The sequence below is a fragment of the Planctomycetota bacterium genome, from assembly GCA_035574235.1.
GTDB lineage: Bacteria > Planctomycetota > MHYJ01 > MHYJ01 > JACPRB01 > DATLZA01.
The window spans coordinates 15,804-32,663 of the sequence record DATLZA010000151.1 but is presented as its reverse complement, the minus strand read 5'-3'; the positions used below and the strand labels follow the sequence as shown (position 1 = coordinate 32,663).

12 protein-coding genes are annotated in these 16,860 nt (G+C 70.4%); 6 read left to right on the top strand and 6 right to left on the bottom strand.

Features of this window, described 5'->3' with window-relative positions; genetic code table 11:
* The 3 genes from VNO22_14000 to VNO22_13990 all read right to left on the bottom strand — a co-directional run.
* The coding region (locus tag VNO22_14000; protein HXG62484.1) for a formate--tetrahydrofolate ligase at positions 1-1,288 on the bottom strand (1,288 nt) is incomplete at its 3' end.
* A gap of 93 nt (positions 1,289-1,381) precedes the next feature.
* Positions 1,382-3,364, bottom strand: a complete 1,983-nt coding sequence (locus tag VNO22_13995) for a BamA/TamA family outer membrane protein (GenBank protein ID HXG62483.1) — start codon at positions 3,362-3,364, stop codon at positions 1,382-1,384.
* Positions 3,361-7,005: a translocation/assembly module TamB domain-containing protein gene (locus VNO22_13990; GenBank protein HXG62482.1), complete on the bottom strand. Its 3,645-nt coding sequence runs from the start codon at positions 7,003-7,005 to the stop codon at positions 3,361-3,363. Before VNO22_13990 ends, VNO22_13995 begins: the two co-directional genes overlap by 4 nt.
* Positions 7,006-7,148: 143 nt before the next feature.
* Between VNO22_13990 and VNO22_13985 the strand changes: the two genes are divergently transcribed.
* Positions 7,149-7,685 carry a carbohydrate-binding domain-containing protein gene (locus VNO22_13985; protein ID HXG62481.1) on the top strand — a complete coding sequence of 179 codons (537 nt, stop codon included), beginning with the start codon at positions 7,149-7,151 and terminating at the stop codon, positions 7,683-7,685.
* A 17-nt stretch (positions 7,686-7,702) separates the two neighbouring features.
* Here VNO22_13985 and VNO22_13980 read toward each other — a convergent pair whose 3' ends face one another.
* From VNO22_13980 to VNO22_13970, 3 genes are all read right to left on the bottom strand, one after another.
* Positions 7,703-8,809, bottom strand: coding sequence for a hypothetical protein (locus tag VNO22_13980; GenBank protein HXG62480.1), 1,107 nt, complete (start codon positions 8,807-8,809; stop codon positions 7,703-7,705).
* Positions 8,806-10,023 (bottom strand): Xaa-Pro peptidase family protein, encoded by a 1,218-nt coding sequence (locus tag VNO22_13975; protein ID HXG62479.1) that lies wholly within the window; start codon positions 10,021-10,023, stop codon positions 8,806-8,808. Before VNO22_13975 ends, VNO22_13980 begins: the two co-directional genes overlap by 4 nt.
* An 85-nt stretch (positions 10,024-10,108) precedes the next feature.
* A complete protein-coding gene (locus VNO22_13970; protein ID HXG62478.1) occupies positions 10,109-10,879 on the bottom strand; it encodes a DUF1080 domain-containing protein in 771 nt (256 codons plus the stop codon).
* A gap of 347 nt (positions 10,880-11,226) precedes the next feature.
* Here VNO22_13970 and VNO22_13965 point away from each other — a divergent pair, with 347 nt between their 5' ends.
* The 5 genes from VNO22_13965 (at position 11,227) to VNO22_13945 (ending at position 16,848) form a co-directional block, all read left to right on the top strand.
* Entirely contained in the window at positions 11,227-13,062 is a 1,836-nt protein-coding gene (locus tag VNO22_13965) for a DUF1570 domain-containing protein (protein HXG62477.1), read from the top strand.
* A 114-nt stretch (positions 13,063-13,176) separates the two neighbouring features.
* A complete protein-coding gene (locus VNO22_13960) occupies positions 13,177-14,205 on the top strand; it encodes an ABC transporter ATP-binding protein (GenBank protein ID HXG62476.1) in 1,029 nt (342 codons plus the stop codon).
* Positions 14,202-14,954, top strand: a complete 753-nt coding sequence (locus tag VNO22_13955) for an ABC transporter permease (protein ID HXG62475.1) — start codon at positions 14,202-14,204, stop codon at positions 14,952-14,954. The genes VNO22_13960 and VNO22_13955 overlap by 4 nt, the downstream gene beginning before the upstream one ends.
* Complete coding sequence (locus tag VNO22_13950) at positions 14,951-15,727, top strand: ABC transporter permease (protein HXG62474.1); 777 nt, start codon at positions 14,951-14,953, stop codon at positions 15,725-15,727. Before VNO22_13955 ends, VNO22_13950 begins: the two co-directional genes overlap by 4 nt.
* A complete protein-coding gene (locus tag VNO22_13945) occupies positions 15,724-16,848 on the top strand; it encodes a spermidine/putrescine ABC transporter substrate-binding protein (GenBank protein HXG62473.1) in 1,125 nt (374 codons plus the stop codon). Before VNO22_13950 ends, VNO22_13945 begins: the two co-directional genes overlap by 4 nt.
* Positions 16,849-16,860: the final 12 nt, after the last annotated feature.

The following is a 16,860-nucleotide window of genomic DNA, read 5'->3' as shown; positions in this document are numbered from 1 at the left end:
CCGCCGCCGCCAGCGCCCGGGCGCCCTCCCCGCCCCGCGCATACGCCTCGACCACCTCCGCCGCCTCCGCGCCGGCCGCCCGCGCCGCGCGCCGCACCGCCTCGATCTCCCGGTCCGTGTCCTCGGGAAACCGGTTGATCCCCACGACCGCGGGAACGCCCGCGCGGCGGACGAGCGAAATCATGTGCGCCAGGTTCGCCGCCCCCTTCTCGACCTCCTCGACGTTTTCCCGCAGGAGGGAGTCCGGAAGCGGCCGGCCCGGACGCACCCGATGCTCCCCCCCGTGCAGCTTGCACGCCCGCACGGTCGCCACGACGACGGCCGCATGGGGCGCCAGGCCCGCCGCCGGACACTTGATGTCGATGAACTTTTCGAATCCCAGATCCGCCCCGAAGCCGCTCTCGGTCACCACGTAGTCGGCGCAGCGGACCGCGATGAGGTCGGCGACGACGGAGCTGTTTCCGTGGGCGATGTTGCCGAACGGGCCCGCGTGAATGAAGGCGGGCGTGTTCTCGATCGTCTGGACGAGATTGGGCTTGAAGGCGTCCCGGACGAGGACCGCCATGGCGCCGGCGGCCTTGAGATCCTCGGCGGTGACCGGACGCCCGTCGCGCGTCCGGCCCACGAGGATCCGCCCCAGCCGCTCGCGCAGGTCCCGGTACGACCCGGCCAGGGCCAGGATGGCCATGACCTCGCTGGCGACGGCGATCTCGAATTCCGTCTCGCGCTCCTCGGGCTCGCCCACCGAGACGCGCACGCGCCGCAGCGCCCGGTCGTTCATGTCCACGCAGCGCGTCCAGGAGATCGAGGCCGGATCCAGGCCCAGACGGTTGCCGTGGTGCAGATGGTTGTCCACGAGCGCGGCCAGGAGATTGTGGGCCGCCGCGACGGCGTCGATGTCGCCGGTGAAGCGCAGGTTGATGTCGTCCATCGGAAGGACCTGCGAGCGCCCGCCGCCGGCGGCGCCGCCCTTGACGCCGAAGAACGGGCCCAGGGACGGCTGCCGCAGGGTGCAGACCGCCTTGCGTCCCAGGCGGTTGAGCCCCAGCGCCAGGCCGATCGTGTTGACGGTCTTGCCCTCGCCCAGCGGCGTGGGGGTCATGGCGGTGACGACGACGTAGCGGGCCCGGGGCGGCGGAAGGGAGGGAAGAACGTCGAGGCGGATCTTCGCCTTGTAGGGCCCGTAGAGCTCGACCGCCTCCGGAGGCAGTCCCAGCTCGCGGGAGATCTCGATGATGTACCTGAGGCGCGCCTGGCGGGCGAGGCGGACGTCGGTCTCGAGGGCCATGAACGGCGGAAATTATACGGGCCCCCGAACGGGCCGTCCATAGCGCCCCGTCCCCCCCCGGCGGCGAGGAGAACGACACGGCGCCGGACGTTCTCAGAACGGGAACCCGATGCTTGCGTGCACCTCCACGGGGCGCTCCTCCTCCTCCGGATCCGGGTTCCACGCCACGTCCACCACGAACGCCCCCGCCGGCGTGTAATACCGCAGCCCCGCCCCCACGGAATACCGCGTGTCGTCCAGGTCGATCTCGTCCCGCTTGAACCACACGCCGCCTCGATCCGTGAAGACCGCCCCGTGCAGCTCCCGCCAGATCGGAAACCGCAGCTCCGTCTGCAGCGCCAGGAACACCTCCCCGCCGAGCGGCTCCCCATCCGCCTGGGGGCCCAGCGTGTCCGCCCGAAAGCCCCGCACCGTGCTCGTCCCCCCGGCGAAGTACCGAAGCGCGATCGGAATCTGCTCCGTCTCGTCGATCGGGGCGATCACGCCCCCCTGAAGCGACGTCGCCCAGACGAGATCCCACGGCAAGGGGACCAGGACGACCCCCCGCCCGCTCCCCCGAAGGAACTGCACGTCCGAGCCGAACGACTCGTCCGACAGCTCCCCCAGCCCGCTCAGGAGGAATCCCCGCGTCGGCAACACCCGATGGTCCCGCCGGTCCCACGTGAGCTGCAGGAACGTCGCCACGTAATTGAAATCCAGAAGCTCCTCCGGCGGCAGCTCCGGATCGACCTCCACCGTCCGGATCCGGGCGTACCGCGCGCCCCCCGTGGCCTGAAGCTCCGCAAGGAGAGGATAGGAAAGCGAAACCGCCCCGCCGTACGAGATCGCCTCGAAACTCGGAAACTCACGGTCCTCGTAGTACGCGCTCACGCCCGGCCGAAGATCCGTCCCCAGAAGATAGGACACCCCCGCCTCCGCGTCGCCCCGGAATCCGAGCAGGCTGACCGTCCCGGCCAGCCGGACAAACTCGCTCCCGCCCAGAAGATTCCGGTACGACCCCTCCACCCCCACGCGCGGCCCGTCCAGCGATCCGTAGCCCGCCAGGAACGCCGCCTCGCCGGCCGGAGCCTCCTCCAGCGCCACGTCCACGACCAGATCCCCGGTCCCTTCCTGGAACGCCCCCGGCGACACGTGCACCGTGCGGAAAAGACCCGTCCGCAGCAGCCGCTCCTCCGCCTCCCGCAGGTCCGACGCGCGAAACGGCTCTCCGACCTCGACGTCCGCCCGCGCCCGCACGAAGCCCTCCCGCACCCGCTCCGCGCCGACGATCCTCACCCCCGCCACGCGCGCCGCCGGTCCCGGCTCGATCCGCAACGCCACCGCCGCGCTCGCCGCTCCGCGATCCACCTTCGCTTCCGCTCCGACCCGCACGAAAGGATGCCCGCGCTCGCGGAAATAGTCCGCCGCCGCGGCCTCCGCGCGTCCCGGAAGCGACGCCGCATAATGCTCCCCCGCCCGCTTTCGAAGCGCCTCCGCCAGCTCCGGATACGCGTCCACCCCCTCGAATCCCGCGAACCGATATCGCGGGCCCTCCCGAATCCGCACCGTCACGTCCACCCGGTGTTCCTGAGGATCCACCTCGAGCTTCGGGTCGTCCACGGACACGTCCAGGTGGCCCCGCTCGAGATACGCCGCCCGCACCTCCGCCGCGAGCATCTCCACCGTCGCCCCCGTGTACGGCAGCGCTCCGCCCAGGAGCGGCGTCGGCAGCACCGCGCGAAGCTCGTCGTCCGAAAAAGCGTCGTTCCCCCGGAAGCGCACCCGGCCCAGCGCGTACCGCGGCCCCTCCCGGATCCGGAAGATCACGCGACCGTCCTTGACGTCGAACTGCACGGAGACCGTCGCGTAACCGTCGATCTGATAGCGATGAATCAGGCGGAACGCCGCGTCGTCCAGCGGCGACGGCCGCGGGTCCGCCCGATACCGCTCCAGGTCGTTGCGGACGACCTCGAGAAGCTCGCCGTGCGAGAAGGCCTCCGCCCCCTCGAAGACGACGCCGTCCCCTTCAAGGGGAGCCGGGGAGGCGGCGCACGCCGAAAGCGCCGCGCCCAGGAACGCCGCCGCGATGACCCTCATCGGAACCGAAGCCGCAGCTTGACGTCCCCGCTCACGTGCGCCTCCCGGTCGGTCTCCACGACGACCGAGACGTGAGGGCTCAGGAAGTACTCCGTCCGGAAGACCGTGCCCCGGCCGGTCCCCGCCGCCGGAAGCTCCCAGGGGGCGCGACGCTCCGCCGAGCTCTCCTCGATCACGATCGAGGGATGCAGCCGCTCGAGGAGGCCCGTGCGCGGCTCCGCGCTCGGCCGCGCCCCCACCTGCTCCTGGTAGAACCGGAGCGCCAACGTCCCGAGCGCCCCGCCCCCGCTCACTTCGCCCGGAAAGTGACCGAAGGCCAGAAACGCCAGAAGGTCTTCCTGGCGGCGCGGCGGCTCCGACCGCAGGAAGAGCTCCGGGTCCTCGAGCGGACCGTCCACGATCACGAGGACCGACGCCGTTCCCGAGCCGGCTTCCGCCTCGAACCGCACGCGCGGGAGCGCGCCGGGCTCGGCGGGAAACACGACCTCCGCCGAGCGAAGGCGCAGAAAAACGCCCGTGGCGAGCTTGACCTCGCCGCTCTTGGCGCGCACCGTTCCGGTCACGACCGGCTCCGCTCCGGTCCCGCGCACCCGCAGGCGCGCCGAAAGAAGCGCCGCCACGGTCGCGTTTTCCACGCGGATCTCCCCCGGCGTGGTCACCTCGAGGTCGAGCGCCAGTCCCCGGAGCTCGCGCACGCCCGGGAGCACCGTCCCGCCTCCCGGCGCGACCGGCAGCCGCACCGACGGCGGCCGGACCTCGCGCGCCGCCCCCGGAGAAGGCGCCGCCCCACGGGGGCCCCCGCCCAGCTCCTCGTAATAGAGAAGAAGGGGGACGTCCACCTTCCCGGCCGCCCGCCAGCCTTCCCCCTCCCGCCACGTGACGCGAAGGTCCGGATCGACCCGGACCCGCACGCGCGCGCCGTCCACGACCAGGAGGTCCTTCCCCGTCACCCGCAGCGCCAGAGGACGCGCCGGCCGAGAGGCATCCCAGCGGCCTTCCGCCTGCAGCCGGCCGTACCCCAGCCGCGCCTGGAGACTCTCCAGGAAGAGCGTCCCGGGCTCCCAGCGCGCCTCGGCCCGCAGCTCGGTCCCCGGCCCCAGAGGGCCCGGCGTCGGAAACCCCCTCGCCTCAAGCTCCGCCCTCGCGGAAGGGGCCGGAGCGCCTACGGTGCCCCCCACAAGAAGGGCCGCCCGCAGCCGCCCGTCCCGCGGCAGGTGCGGGCGAACCTCTTCCGGAACCCGTTCCAGAATCGGATCCAGGTCGGATGTCTCCAGGCGCACCGCCACGTTGAGCGGCGTCCGCGCGCCCAGATCCGCCAGCGGCACGTCCGCCTCCACGACGAGATCGCCGAACGGACTGGCGGGGGCCCGGCCGCGCGCGCGGAGCCGCCCCTCCTCCGTGCGCAGAGGCACCTCCAGGCTCAGCGGCGGCGTCCCGAGGGCCGAAACTTCCGAAAGCGACAGCCGACCCGAAGCCGAAGGCCGTTCCCGCGGCCCCGCGATCCGAACCTCCAGCGCCGCCCCGCCGGAAAGCTCAAGCCCCGGGAAGAGTTCCCGGACCGCCCCGTGGCCCAGGTCGCCCAGCCGAGCCCGAAGATGGATGTCGAGCTTCCGCCCCACGGCGCCGGAGAGGAGAAGGTGGTCTCCCGCCTCGGAGCCCCATGAGAAGCGCATCCGCCCCGTGCCCGCCCGGCGGTCCAGCTCCGCCCGCGCCTCGAATCCGTCCAGGCTCACGCCCGCGACGGAGACCTGGTTCGCCTCGAGCCCCGCGCGCACCTCGCGCCCGTCCCAGGCGGCGAAAGCGTCCAGACGGGCGGAAAGATCCGGCTCGCGCGTGCGGAACCGCAAGGCGGAGACGGCCGCCAGGCCGGGCCCGAGTTCCGCGCGGAAGTCCGAAAGCTCCACCCACCGGCCCGCCGCCCACGCCGCGCCCGGCCGCGCCTCGACGACCCACGAAGGCCCCTCCCGCCGCGCGGAAAGTTCCGGCGCCCAGAGAAGCCGCCCGGGCACCGCAAGCTCGAGCGAAGCGGAGAGCCCGTCGAACGATCCGCGAACCTCGCCGCTGGCCCGCACCGGCGCCCACGAGGGCGGCACTTCGACTCCGAAGGCGCCGAGCCACCGGAAGGGACCCTCGGCGACGAACTCGAGTTCCGTCCCGTCGCGCGGCGTCCAGAACCCCTCCGCACGCAACGCGTCGCCCTCCGCCTCGAGCGAGGCGGAGAACCTTCGGCGGCCCTCGGGATCCGCGGTCTCCAGCCGCCCCCGGGCCCGCACGAGCGGGGCCCAGGCGGTCCCGCGGATCGCGAGTTCCCGGATCTCGGCGGCGCCGGAGCGGAAGCTTCCCGCCAAACGCAGCGCCTCCCACCCCTCCTCGCCCACCGCTCCGCGGCCCGTTTCAAGCTCCCCCTCGATCCGAAGCGCCCCGGCCTCCCAGGAGCCCGCGGCGGAAACCCGCACATCGCGCGCGCGGACCGCCACGGGGGAATTCAGGAACCGCGCATACGGCTCCAGATCCTCCGCCCGGAGCGACCCCGCGCCGGAAATCCTCGGAGCGCCGCCGGGCGTCCAGCGCAGAATTCCGCGAACCTCGGCTTCGTCGGGCCCCCGCCGGACGCGCGCGCTCCAGGGAAGCTCGCCGAGGGTTCCTCCGGGGGACTCCGCTTCCAGCCCGTCGATCGCCAGACCGCCGGCCGACGCGTCGCGCGCCCGGGCGGAAAGCGCCCGGACGGTCCACGCTTCGGGCGGGCCCGCCAGGGGCCCTTCGATTCGTCCTTCGATCGAGATCCGCGCGGACAGGTTTCCCTCGAGGGCGAACTCGAGCCTCCCGCCCGCCCACACGTGTCCGCCGATGAAATCCGCTTCCACGCGCGCGTGTCCCTGCCGGGCGGATAGATCCGCCTCCGCCCGGGCGAGCTTGCCCTGGGCGTCGAAGGTCAGCCGCCCGCGCGCCTCGAGCGCCAGGTCCCCGCGGGCGAGACGGGCCGAGAAGGGGCGCGCCCCGTCCGCCGGACCCAGCTCGAACCGCAGGGTCTCGAGCGGGCCCCGCTGGGTTTCGAGCTCGAGCGACGCGGCCCCCGCGGAACTGAAGTGAAAGGCCGCCGCCGACCGGCCCCAGCCGGGGGCCTCGAACCGCATCGCGCCGCCCCGGGCGTCGAAGGAGGCGCGCTCGATCCGCACGGTTTCGCCTCCGGGCAGGACGATTTCGGAGCGTTCGATGCGCAGGCGGCCGGGGAATCGGAAGCCCAGCCAGGCTCCGAAGGCGTCGCGCACGACCTCCTGGACGGGAGCGGGAGGCCCGGCGGGTTCGGCCAGGACCACGCGGGCGCCCTGGACTTCGACCCGCAGAAGCCCGGCGCCGAGGAGCCCGTAGCGGGCGCTCAGGCGGTCGGCGCGCGCCTCGCGGAAGGGGGCGCCCGGCCGCGGACTCAGAACGACGTCGCGGGCGGAGACGCCCGTCAGGAGGGAGCCCTCGAGGCGGGCCCGGGCCAGATCCGCCCCGAGGCGGCGCGCGGCGAGGTCTTCCAGACGGGCGCGGACGATTCCGCCGAAGAGCGGCCAACGAAGGAGGTACGCCAGCGCCGCGGCGGCGGCCACAAGGGAAACCAGGGCGACGGCCCGGCGGGCGCGTTTTCCGGAGAGCACGAAGGTCGTCCTCGATCGATTCTAAGGCAACCCCCCGCCGGACGTAAAGGCCCTTTTCCCCTTGATCGGCCCGGGGCGCGGCCGGTAAAGTTCCGGGGACGTCCGGTCATCGATGATTGGGATTCCTACAGGGAGGCGGAACGATGCGAAAGATTCTCCTGGCGTCCGGTCTGGTCCTGGCGGGATGCGCGTCCGAGGCTCCGAAGAAGGAGTCGGCGCCGGCTCCGGCGATGGCGCGGCCGGCCGAAGCCAAGCCCGCGCCGGCTCCGGCGGCTCCCAAGCCGCAGCCGGTTTCGGTGGAGCTTTCGAAGGTGAAGTTCCTGGCCGAGAACACCGACCTTTTCGGCTACAACGAGGGCGAAGGCAAGCTCTTCTTCTACACCAACGGCGCCGCCGAGGCCGTCGTGCGCGTCGCGGCGGACGGCGAGTATGAGATCGTGATCACGGCCTCCTGCGACGCGGCGGAGAACGAGAACGCCCGGTTCCGCGTGAGCGTGGACGGCGCTCCGGCGGGCGGCGAGATCGCCCTGACCTCGACCGAAGCGCGCGAGTACAAGGTGCCGGCGCGCCTCAGGGCGGGGGACCGCAAGATCGCGGTGGAGTTCACCAACGACGCGTACAAGGAGAACGAGTTCGACCGGAACCTGTACGTGCACGCGATCGCCGTCCGGCCGAAGTAGCGCCCCGGCGGTCCCGTTCAGCGCCGCTCGAGAACGTACGAGCCGATAAAAAGGGTCCGGGGCTCCCGCGCCTCTTCCGGGGAGATCCAGAAGCAGGTGCGCACCTTCTTCCCGCCCTCGTAGGTGAGGATGAGGGTAAAGTGGCGGATCTCGTAGCGGCCCTGTCCGCGCGCCGGCGGTTCCTGGAGGATGGAAGCGACGGTGGGAATGGCGCCTTCGTCGGCGAACGTGCCGTCCCTCTTGAAGCGGATCCGCACCGGCGGAAAAGGCGACACGTCGCGCTCGAAGGTCCCCTCGAGCTTCAGTCCGTCGGCGGGGATCATGGGACGGAAGACGGCGCCGCCGCCGGTGTAGAGCGTCTTTTTTTCGTTGGGAACGTAAACCGTCTGGAAGTCGGGGGTCCAGGAGACCTCGAAGGAATCCCCCGTCCGTTTCCACCGGCCAAAGTTTCCCACCGTGTCTTCGCGCTTGGCCTTGGCGAGGTCCCAGCCGTCCAGTCCCTCGGGCCGCCAGTCGCGCCAGGCGGTGCCGTCCTTGAACAGGACGAGGAATCTCATCGTGCCGGCCGGCGTGAGGCCCCAGAAGGCCGCCTCGATCTCCGGAAGGGGCGGCGGGGGGGCCGCGGGCGGGGGCTTGGCGAGATTCACGAACTCGACGCTTTTGAGGAGCGCGTCGAGGGCGGTCAGGGCGTCGACCCAATCGGCGGCGTCTTCGGCGGTCAGGAGAAAGCTTTCGGCGCGGGACCCGGCCGGGGCGGCGATGAAGAGCACGTGGGTCAGGGTTCCCGCGGGGGTCTGGACGCGGGTTTCCCGGTACAGGAACTCGACGTCGTTGTAGCGCATCGTCCGCGTCTCGGCGTCCGGGAAGCGGTACCGGGCGGCGAGCTCCTTCCAGCGGGCCTCGAACCAGTCGGCGAAGGCGCCTTTGAATTCCTGCCCTTTGAGGAGGGCGATGCCGTACTGACGGTTCGGCGGGCGGTCGGGCGGGTAGAGGAGAACGCCTTCGGGTCCGTCCCGCCGCACCCAGCCCTGGGGACGGACGAAACGGACGTTGCCGGCGTTTTCGGGCGCGGAATCCTGAAGGGCGGCCAGCGCCCACGCCAAAAGGAACGGACTCGCGATCATCGGCGATCCTCCTGCTCCCGCTCGGCCATGGCCTTTTCGATTTCCTCGATTTCGCGCGGCGCGGAGGCGGAAAGGCGTTCGAAGCCGTTCTCGGTGACGAGGTAGATGTCTTCGATGCGGATGCCGTAGCCGGCGTCCTTGTCGTACCAGCCGGGCTCGATCGTCAGGACGACGCCGGGGCGGAAGGGTTCGCGGTAGCTTCCGGAGTCGTGGACCGCCATGCCGACGTAGTGCCCCAGAGCGTGCCGGACGGAGCCGTCGCGGGAGTGGGCGTAGGACCACCGGGTCATTCCGCGTTCCTCGAAGACGCGGCGGGCGGCTTCGTCGAGCTCCGCGAAGGTCGCGCCGGGACGGAGCGCCGCTTCGGCGGCCTTTTGAGCGTCGAGGACGGTCTGGTAGGCCCGGCGCTGATCGGGGGAGAAGCGCCCGGAGGTGGGCAGCGTGCGGGTGATGTCCGTCACGTAATTCTCGAGGGCCGCGCCGATGTCGATCACCATGAGGGTCTCGGGCGGCACGGGCTGATCGTTCTTCATGTAGTGCAGGATCGTTCCGTTGCGGCCGGAGGCGCAGATCGAGGGGAAGCCCAGCTCCGGGCAGCCTTCCTTCCGGAAGGTGGATTCGACGAGATCCTGGATGGCGCGCTCGTTGATTCCCGGCTTGAGCGCCCGAAGCGCCGCGCGGTGGGCGGCGCAGGTGGCGTCCGACGCCTTGCGGATCAGGCGGATCTCGGCGTCGCTTTTGACGAGCCGGAGGCGCGCCAGCTCCGCGCCCAGGCGTCCGCCCACGAGCTCCGCGCGGGGGGCGGCGCGGGCGAGGCGGTCGAGGTTTTTTCTCCGGAGCTTGGTATAGACGCGCTCGACGTCCTTGAGATGCTCGGCCGCCCAGGCGTCGAAGCGATCGAGCGGCAGAACCGTCAGGCCTTCGCCGCGCGCGGGCGTCCGGGCGGGATCGGAGGCGAACGCGACGGCGCGTCCGCCCGCCAGGAGGAGGAGGCCCTCGGGATCGTGGAAGCCCGTGAGGTACTTGAAATCGAAAAGCGGGGTGTTGGCGTCGCTTCCGACCTCGGCCAGGGGGCCCGTGTCGAGGGCCACGGCCCCGCCGGAAAGGATCTCGGCCAGCCGGGCGCGCCGGCGGGCGAATTCCTCGTCCGGGAGCGTGACCGCGCCGGGGGTCGCCTGCAGGAGCAGGGCCGTCAGGAGGAGAAGGGAGCGCATCGGAAGCCCTCGAAGGATCCCTTCCCAGTATACGGCGGAGGGCCGTCCGATTCCGCCTTTCCGATCGACGGACGGCGCCCCGGGGTCAATCCCCCGGGATCCGCACGAGGTCCACCTTGCGGAAGAAGATCTCCGCCCCTTCGGACTGAAGGAGGATGCGCCCTTTGCCCGGGAACGCGCCGCGCCCTTCGAGGACCAAGGCGCCGTTGACGACGTAGGAGAACGTTCCCTTCCGGCAGCGCAGCTCCAGCCGGTTCCATTCCCCCCGCGGCTTCTCCAGATCCCCGGCGTCCCGGAACCCCAGGACGTCCTTCCATTGACGGGACCGTCCGGGCCAGTTGACGCGTCCTTTCACGATCCGTTTTCCGTCCGGCGAGAGCATCCCCTTTCCCGCGAAGCGGGGCTCCAGCGCGGGATCGAAGTCCATGCTCGCCCCTCCGACGAGGAGGAGATCGCCCGTTCCGCCCTCGATGATCTGGAACTCGAGCGAGCAGGGCCAGATCTTGTCCTCTCCCTGAACGTGAAAGAGGATGCCGCTGTCGCGCGCCTGGGTCTCGCGGGGAGGATACGTTTTCTCACCCCACCGGTATTCCACGATAAGTTCGTAGTTTTCGAATTCCTTCTCGGTCGAAAGGTACCCGAAGACCTCTCCCGAGACGCGGATCACGCCGTCCCGCACCGTGAAGACGCCGAGCGGGTCGTTGTTCTTCCCGAGCGGCTCGCCGCCTCCGGGCTTGGCGTGCAGATACGTGTAGAAGTTGGAGAGGTCCTTCCCGTTGAAAAGGGCGATGCGCTCCTGGCGGGGCGCGGACCCCGCCCCGAGGAAGGCGCCCAGAACGACCGCGGCGATCCTCATACCCGGTTCCTCCAACCGCCGCTGGAACATACGCCGGGCGCCCGCAAGAAATTTCATTTGCAATAAACATTCCGGGCCTTTTCCGAAGAGCGAGGCACATTACAATGCTGGTGATCCCATTCAGTCCGAGCGTCCTCCGTGAGGACCCCCATAATAATCTCATATGCAATTAAATGACGGCCGGCCCTTTTCAGGGCACGGCGGGGGCGGATTTCGCCGGGAGCCGGAGGGCGGCCGGTTTGACCGCCGAGGGCGTTCAGAAATTAATTTTTATCAACCATTTCGACCCGCCATCGTCTAAAAATGCTAGGGAGGCGTATCCCGACCTATTGCAGGGAGGTCGTACCATGGGCACGAAACTTTGGGGCTCCCTTCTGGCCGCCGCGGCGGCCCTGACGCTTTCGGGCGGGGCCCCGCAGGGCGGAGGAGTCCCGGCCCGGGCCCAGGACTCGGACGCCCGGCGCGAACAGCGCGAGAAGCGGGCGCAGGAACTCTGGGACGCCGCGCTTCAGCTCGAGAAGGAAGGCAAGTTCGCCGAAGCCCAGGCGAAGCTCCGCGAGCTTCGATCCCGCTACCGGTCCACCCATGTCTACAGGCACCACCTCATCGACATCATCGACAAGCTCAACGAGCTGGGGCAGAGGCTGGCCGTCGGCTTCCTGGGAAAGACCGCGCCGTCCAAGCGCGCCCATGTGGACTCCTGGTACGGATACGAGTTCACGCCGCCGGAAGCCTGGAAGGGGGTGCCCCCCCTGGCCCAGTGGTTCGGCGACCAGGACAGCAGCGAGACCCTCTATCGGGGCCGCACCTACCGCATCGCGCGGTACACCGCTCCGTACCTGGAGAAGCTCTACCTCGAGGTGTACAAGACCTTCGACTGCTCGAATCTGGAAGACCTCGAGACGCGCGCGACCAGCACTCTGGAAGGACAGTTCAAGGGCCTCCGGGAGGAGCAGAAAAGCCAAGGCGCCGGCCGGATGCCCTACGTGCGCAAGGTCTTCACGAGCGCGGCCGGCGACCGCGTCGTGGCGTACTACTACTACGCGGAACGGGTGGGCCTCATGCTGGCCGGGATCTGGCGGGCCGGCGGCGAGGAGAGCATCTTCGTCCGGGTCACGACCGTAACCTCCCAGGGAACCTCATCCCGGAAGACCAAGGAACTTCCGGTGGACGCCAAGGACTTCGGCGAAGCGCTGAAGATCTTCGATCAGACCGCCAAGACCTTCCGGATCTACGACCAGGCGACCCGTCAGGGCAAGCGCACCCAGATGGACCGCGGGGCCCTGTGCGCCGACTGGAACATCATGAAGTCTCCGAGGGGCAACTACATCATCGAGTACGCCACCCGCCCCGAGTTCGCCAAGCGCGTCGGAGAGGAAATGGAGCAGATCCTCGCGCTCTACAAACAGATCATCCCCACCCAGAAGGCGATTCCGCCCTGCCGCATCAAGGTCTTCGACCGCGAGGAGGACTTCCAGTACTACTCCTTCGCCTACGGCGCGGCGGCCTACTGGAGCCCGGGGCAGGAGGAAATCGTCTGCTACCGGTTCGAGGGCGACAAGCTGCGGTCCCGCGAAACGGAGGAGGAATTCGAGATCGCCGAGGAGCGCAACCCCGAGGACGTCACCATCAAGGTCCTCTACCACGAGGGGTTCCACCAGTACATGTACTTCTATATGGGCCGCGACCGGGGCGTCTACGTCCCGTCGTGGATGAACGAAGGTCTGGGCGACTACTTCTTCGGCGGCGAATGGTCCGCGGACCGCCGGAAGTTCACGATCGGGATCAACGACTGGCGCATCCGCACCATCCTCTCGGCGATCCGCAAGAACGAGCACGTTCCGATCTCGCAGATCATCCGCTACGAGCAGGCCCAGTATTACGCCAATCCCGGCCTCTGCTACGCCGAAGGCTGGGCGCTCAATTACTTCTTCCAGCAGAGCGACGTGGCCCGCCGCAAGGGCTACCATCTCCTGCCCCGCCGGATGCTCGAGGAACTCAAGACGTCGGCCGACTGGGAAAAGGCCACGCAGAAAGTCTTCGGCGGACTCGACCTCAAGAAGATGGAAGAGGAGTGGAAGGAGTTCATGCTCTCGCTCCCGATCGCCAAGGAGCTCGAAAAGAAGGAGCAGGAAAAGGGCGGGGAGAAACCCCAAGAGCCCGAGAAGAAGCAGGCCCGTTGACGTTCGTCCGCTCCGGGCCCCCGGTCTTGAAGGCCGGGGGCCTTTGTGTTATCAATCGATCCCGGACCGAGCGCCGCAGGCAAGGCCCGGCGCGTAAAGGAGGTGGCCCGAGGAGTGGAGGACTTCGACGTCTCCCTGCGCGGCGTGACGAAGATCCTCGGCGGGCGCCGCGCGGTGGACGGGGTCACGCTCGACATCCGCCGGGGCGAGTTCTTTTCCCTTCTGGGCCCTTCGGGCTGCGGCAAGACGACGCTCCTGCGCCTCGTGGCCGGCTTCGAAACGCCCGACGCCGGAACCCTCCTCCTGGCCGGCCGCGACGTCACCCGCGTTCCGCCCCACCGCCGCGACGTCAACATGGTCTTCCAGAATTACGCGCTCTTTCCCCACCTGACCGTCCTCGAAAACGTGGCGTTCGGGCTGCGCATCGCCCGCGACCCGGACGCCGAGACGCGGGCGCGCCAGGCGCTGGCCCGCGTGGGCCTGGCGGACGCCGGCGGCCGCGCCGTGAGCGGACTTTCCGGCGGCGAACAGCAGCGCGTGGCCCTGGCGCGGGCCATCGTCACCCGGCCCCGCGTGCTGCTGCTCGACGAGCCGCTCTCGGCCCTGGACCTCAAGCTGCGCAAGGGCCTCCAGGAGGAGCTGCGCCGCCTCCAGCGGGAGCTCGGAATGACCTTCCTCTACGTCACCCACGACCAGGAGGAAGCCCTGGCCATGAGCGACCGCGTCGCGGTCATGAACGCGGGACGCCTCGAGCAGGTGGGGACCCCCGAGGAGATCTACGAGCGCCCCGCCACCCGCTTCGTCGCGGAGTTCGTGGGCTCCGGCAACTTCTTCGAAGGAACCGGCGACGGCCGCGTCGTCCGCACGCGCGACGGCCTGACGATCGAGGCCCCGGCCCGGGGCGAAGTGACCCTCCTCGTGCGGCCCGAAAAGATCCGCATCCCCGGAGGGTCCGACGGCATCCCCGCCCGCGTCGAGGAGGTCCTCTACCAGGGCTCGTCGGCGTCGATCATCCTGCGGGCGGGCGCGCGCCGCATCGTGGCGGAGGACGCCAACGACGGCGCCCTCGCCCAGGTGCGGCCCGGCGAGACGATCACCGTCTCCTGGCGGCCCGAAGACGTCCTGGTCCTCCCGAGGGAATGACCTCCTCCCGGCGGCGGTTCCTGGCGCTTCTCCTGCCCCCGACCCTCTGGCTGGCCGCGTTTCTCCTTCTGCCGACGGCGCTTCTGGCGGCAGCGGGCCTGTCGCCGGAAGGACTCCGCCTGCTGGCCCGCCCGGCGACCTGGGAGCTTCTGGCCCGGTCCCTGGGAATGGCCGCCTTGGCGACGGCGCTCTGCCTGGTGCTCGCGTACCCGGCCGCGTATTTCATTGCGGGCTGCTCCCCCCGCCGGCGGAACCTCCTTCTCTTCCTCGTGGTGCTCCCCTTCTGGACGAACCTCCTCGTGCGGATCTACGCGCTCAGGACGATCCTCCCGGCCGGCCTCCTCAACACGCCGGGGGCCGTCCTTCTCGGCCTCGTCCACAGCTTCCTGCCCTTCATGATCCTGCCTCTTTACGGATCGATCGAGAAGCTCCCGCGCCGACTCCTGGAGGCGTCGCAGGACCTGGGCGCCTCCCCGTGGCAGACCTTCTGGAAGGTGACCGTGCCGCTCACGCGCGCCGGAATCGGAGCGGGCTGCATCCTCGTCTTCATCCCCGCCGCCGGAATCTTCGCGCTGCCGGAACTCCTCGGCGGGGCGAGCACGCCGCTGGTGGGCAACCAGATCGAGCTTTTCTTCAAGAAGAATCCCAACTCGGCGGCCGGCTCGGCGCTCACGCTCGTGCTTCTGGCCCTCACGGGGCTTCTCGCGTGGGCCTACATCCGCCTGCGCCACTCGGAGGGACTGGCGTGAGGAAGGCGCTCGGGGCGTACACGGCGCTTCTTCTGGCCGCGCTTTATCTTCCGATCGGCGCGCTCGTCGCCTTCTCCTTCAACGAATCCCGCCACCCCACCGCCTGGACCGGCTTCACGCTCGAATGGTACCGCAAGGCGTTCGGCGACGCGCGCCTCCTCGGGGAGCTCGGGAACACCCTGACCCTGGCGGCCGCCTCCACCGCGCTTTCGACCGTGCTCGGAACGCTGGCGGCCCTGGCGGCGCGCGCGTCCTTCCGGGGCAAGAAGCTCTACGCGACGCTCGTCACGCTTCCCGTCCTCGTGCCGGACATCGTTCTGGCGATCGCGCTTCTGTCCCTCTTCCGCGCGCTCGGCGTGCCGCTCTCCCTCGGCACGGCCGTCATCGGGCATGCGACCTTCAACCTCGCGTACGTCGCGCTGGTCGTCTCGGCGCGCCTGGAGGGGCTGGACCGGTCCGTCGAGCTGGCCGCGCAGGACCTGGGGGCGACCCCCTGGCGGGCGTTCTGGAAGGTGACGTTCCCGGCCGTCGCCCCCGGAATCCTCTCGGGCGCGATTCTCGCCTTTACCTTGTCGTTCGACGACTTCGTGGTAACGTATTTCACCACGGGTCCCGGGGGGGCCACCCTCCCGGTCCGCATCTACTCGATGGTGCGCTTCGGGGTGACGCCGGAAATGAACGCGGTCGCCGCGGCGATCCTGGCGGTGTCCTTCGCGCTGATCGCGCTGGCGCTGCGGATCTCGCGCGTGCCGGCGGCGGGAGTGGGACGGTGAACGCCCGCGCGGCGCTTGTTCTGGCGGCGCTGGCGGCGGGGACGCCCGACCGCCCCCCCGAGCTCCACGTCCTCACGTGGTCCGACTACTTCGCTCCCGACACGATCCCGGGCTTCGAAAAAGAATTCGGCTGCCGCGTCACGCTCGACTACATCGAATCCTCGGACACGCTGCGCGCGAAGCTCGCCGGCGGGCGCTCCGGCTACGACGTCGTCTTCCCGAGCGACGAGGTCCTGGGGGAACTCGTCGCGCGCGGACTCCTCGAGAAGCTCGAGCTTTCGAAGATCCCGAACGTCCGCCATCTGGCGCCGAGATTCCGGGGGCCGGCCTATGATCCCCGGCAGGAGCATTCGGTCCCGTATCTTTGGGGAACGACGGGGCTGGCGTACAACAAGGCCCGCGTGTCGCCCGCGCCGGACTCCTGGACGGCGCTCTGGGATCCCCGCTGGGCCGGGCGCGTGACGATTCTCGACGACGCGCGCGAGGCGTTCGAAGCGGCGCGGCGGGCGCTCGGCGAGGGGGCGGGCCCGCTCACCCGCGAGGGGATCGCCCGCGCGGCGGCGCGGCTGCGCGAGCTTCGCCCGCTGGCCTTCGAGTCGGCCCCGAAGGACCGCCTCATCCGGGGCGAGGCGTGGCTCGCGCAGGCGTTCAACGGCGACGCGCTTCAGGCCGCCTCCGCGCCGGAGCGCGCCGGGGACATCGGCTACGTCGTCCCGCGCGAAGGGGGCACCCTGTGGATCGACAACCTCTGCATTCCCAAGGGGGCGCCGAACCCCGGGCTCGCGCACCGGTTCATCGACTACCTCCTGCGCCCCGAGGTCGCGGCGGCCATTTCCAAGGCCGTGCGTTTCGCCACGCCGAACGCGGAAGCGCAGAAGCTCCTGCCGCGCGAGCTTCTGGAGGATCCGCTCGTCTATCCCCGGGAGGAGGACCTCCGGCGGTGCGCCCTGCTGGGAGAGCTTTCGCCGGACCTCAAGGCCGCGCTCGAGGACGCCTGGAGCCAGGTGAAGGCGGGCGGGGGCGGCGGGGGATTTCCGGTTCTGGCGGTTCTGGGGGCGGCGGCCGTGCTGGCGGCCCTCGCGGCCCTTCTTGTGCCCCGCCGGCGCGAGAGCCGAACTTGACCTCGTCCGCGG

What these genes read in the sequence shown, in the direction of transcription:
- VNO22_13995 (HXG62483.1), bottom strand. Translation starts at nt 3,364, where the DNA reads ATGAGGGTCATCGCGGCGGCGTTCCTGGGCGCGGCGCTTTCGGCGTGC.
- VNO22_13985 (HXG62481.1), top strand. Translation starts at nt 7,149, where the DNA reads ATGCGAAAGATTCTCCTGGCGTCCGGTCTGGTCCTGGCGGGATGCGCG.
- VNO22_13980 (HXG62480.1), bottom strand. Translation starts at nt 8,809, where the DNA reads ATGATCGCGAGTCCGTTCCTTTTGGCGTGGGCGCTGGCCGCCCTTCAG.
- VNO22_13975 (HXG62479.1), bottom strand. Translation starts at nt 10,023, where the DNA reads ATGCGCTCCCTTCTCCTCCTGACGGCCCTGCTCCTGCAGGCGACCCCC.
- VNO22_13970 (HXG62478.1), bottom strand. Translation starts at nt 10,879, where the DNA reads ATGAGGATCGCCGCGGTCGTTCTGGGCGCCTTCCTCGGGGCGGGGTCC.
- VNO22_13965 (HXG62477.1), top strand. Translation starts at nt 11,227, where the DNA reads ATGGGCACGAAACTTTGGGGCTCCCTTCTGGCCGCCGCGGCGGCCCTG.
- VNO22_13955 (HXG62475.1), top strand. Translation starts at nt 14,202, where the DNA reads ATGACCTCCTCCCGGCGGCGGTTCCTGGCGCTTCTCCTGCCCCCGACC.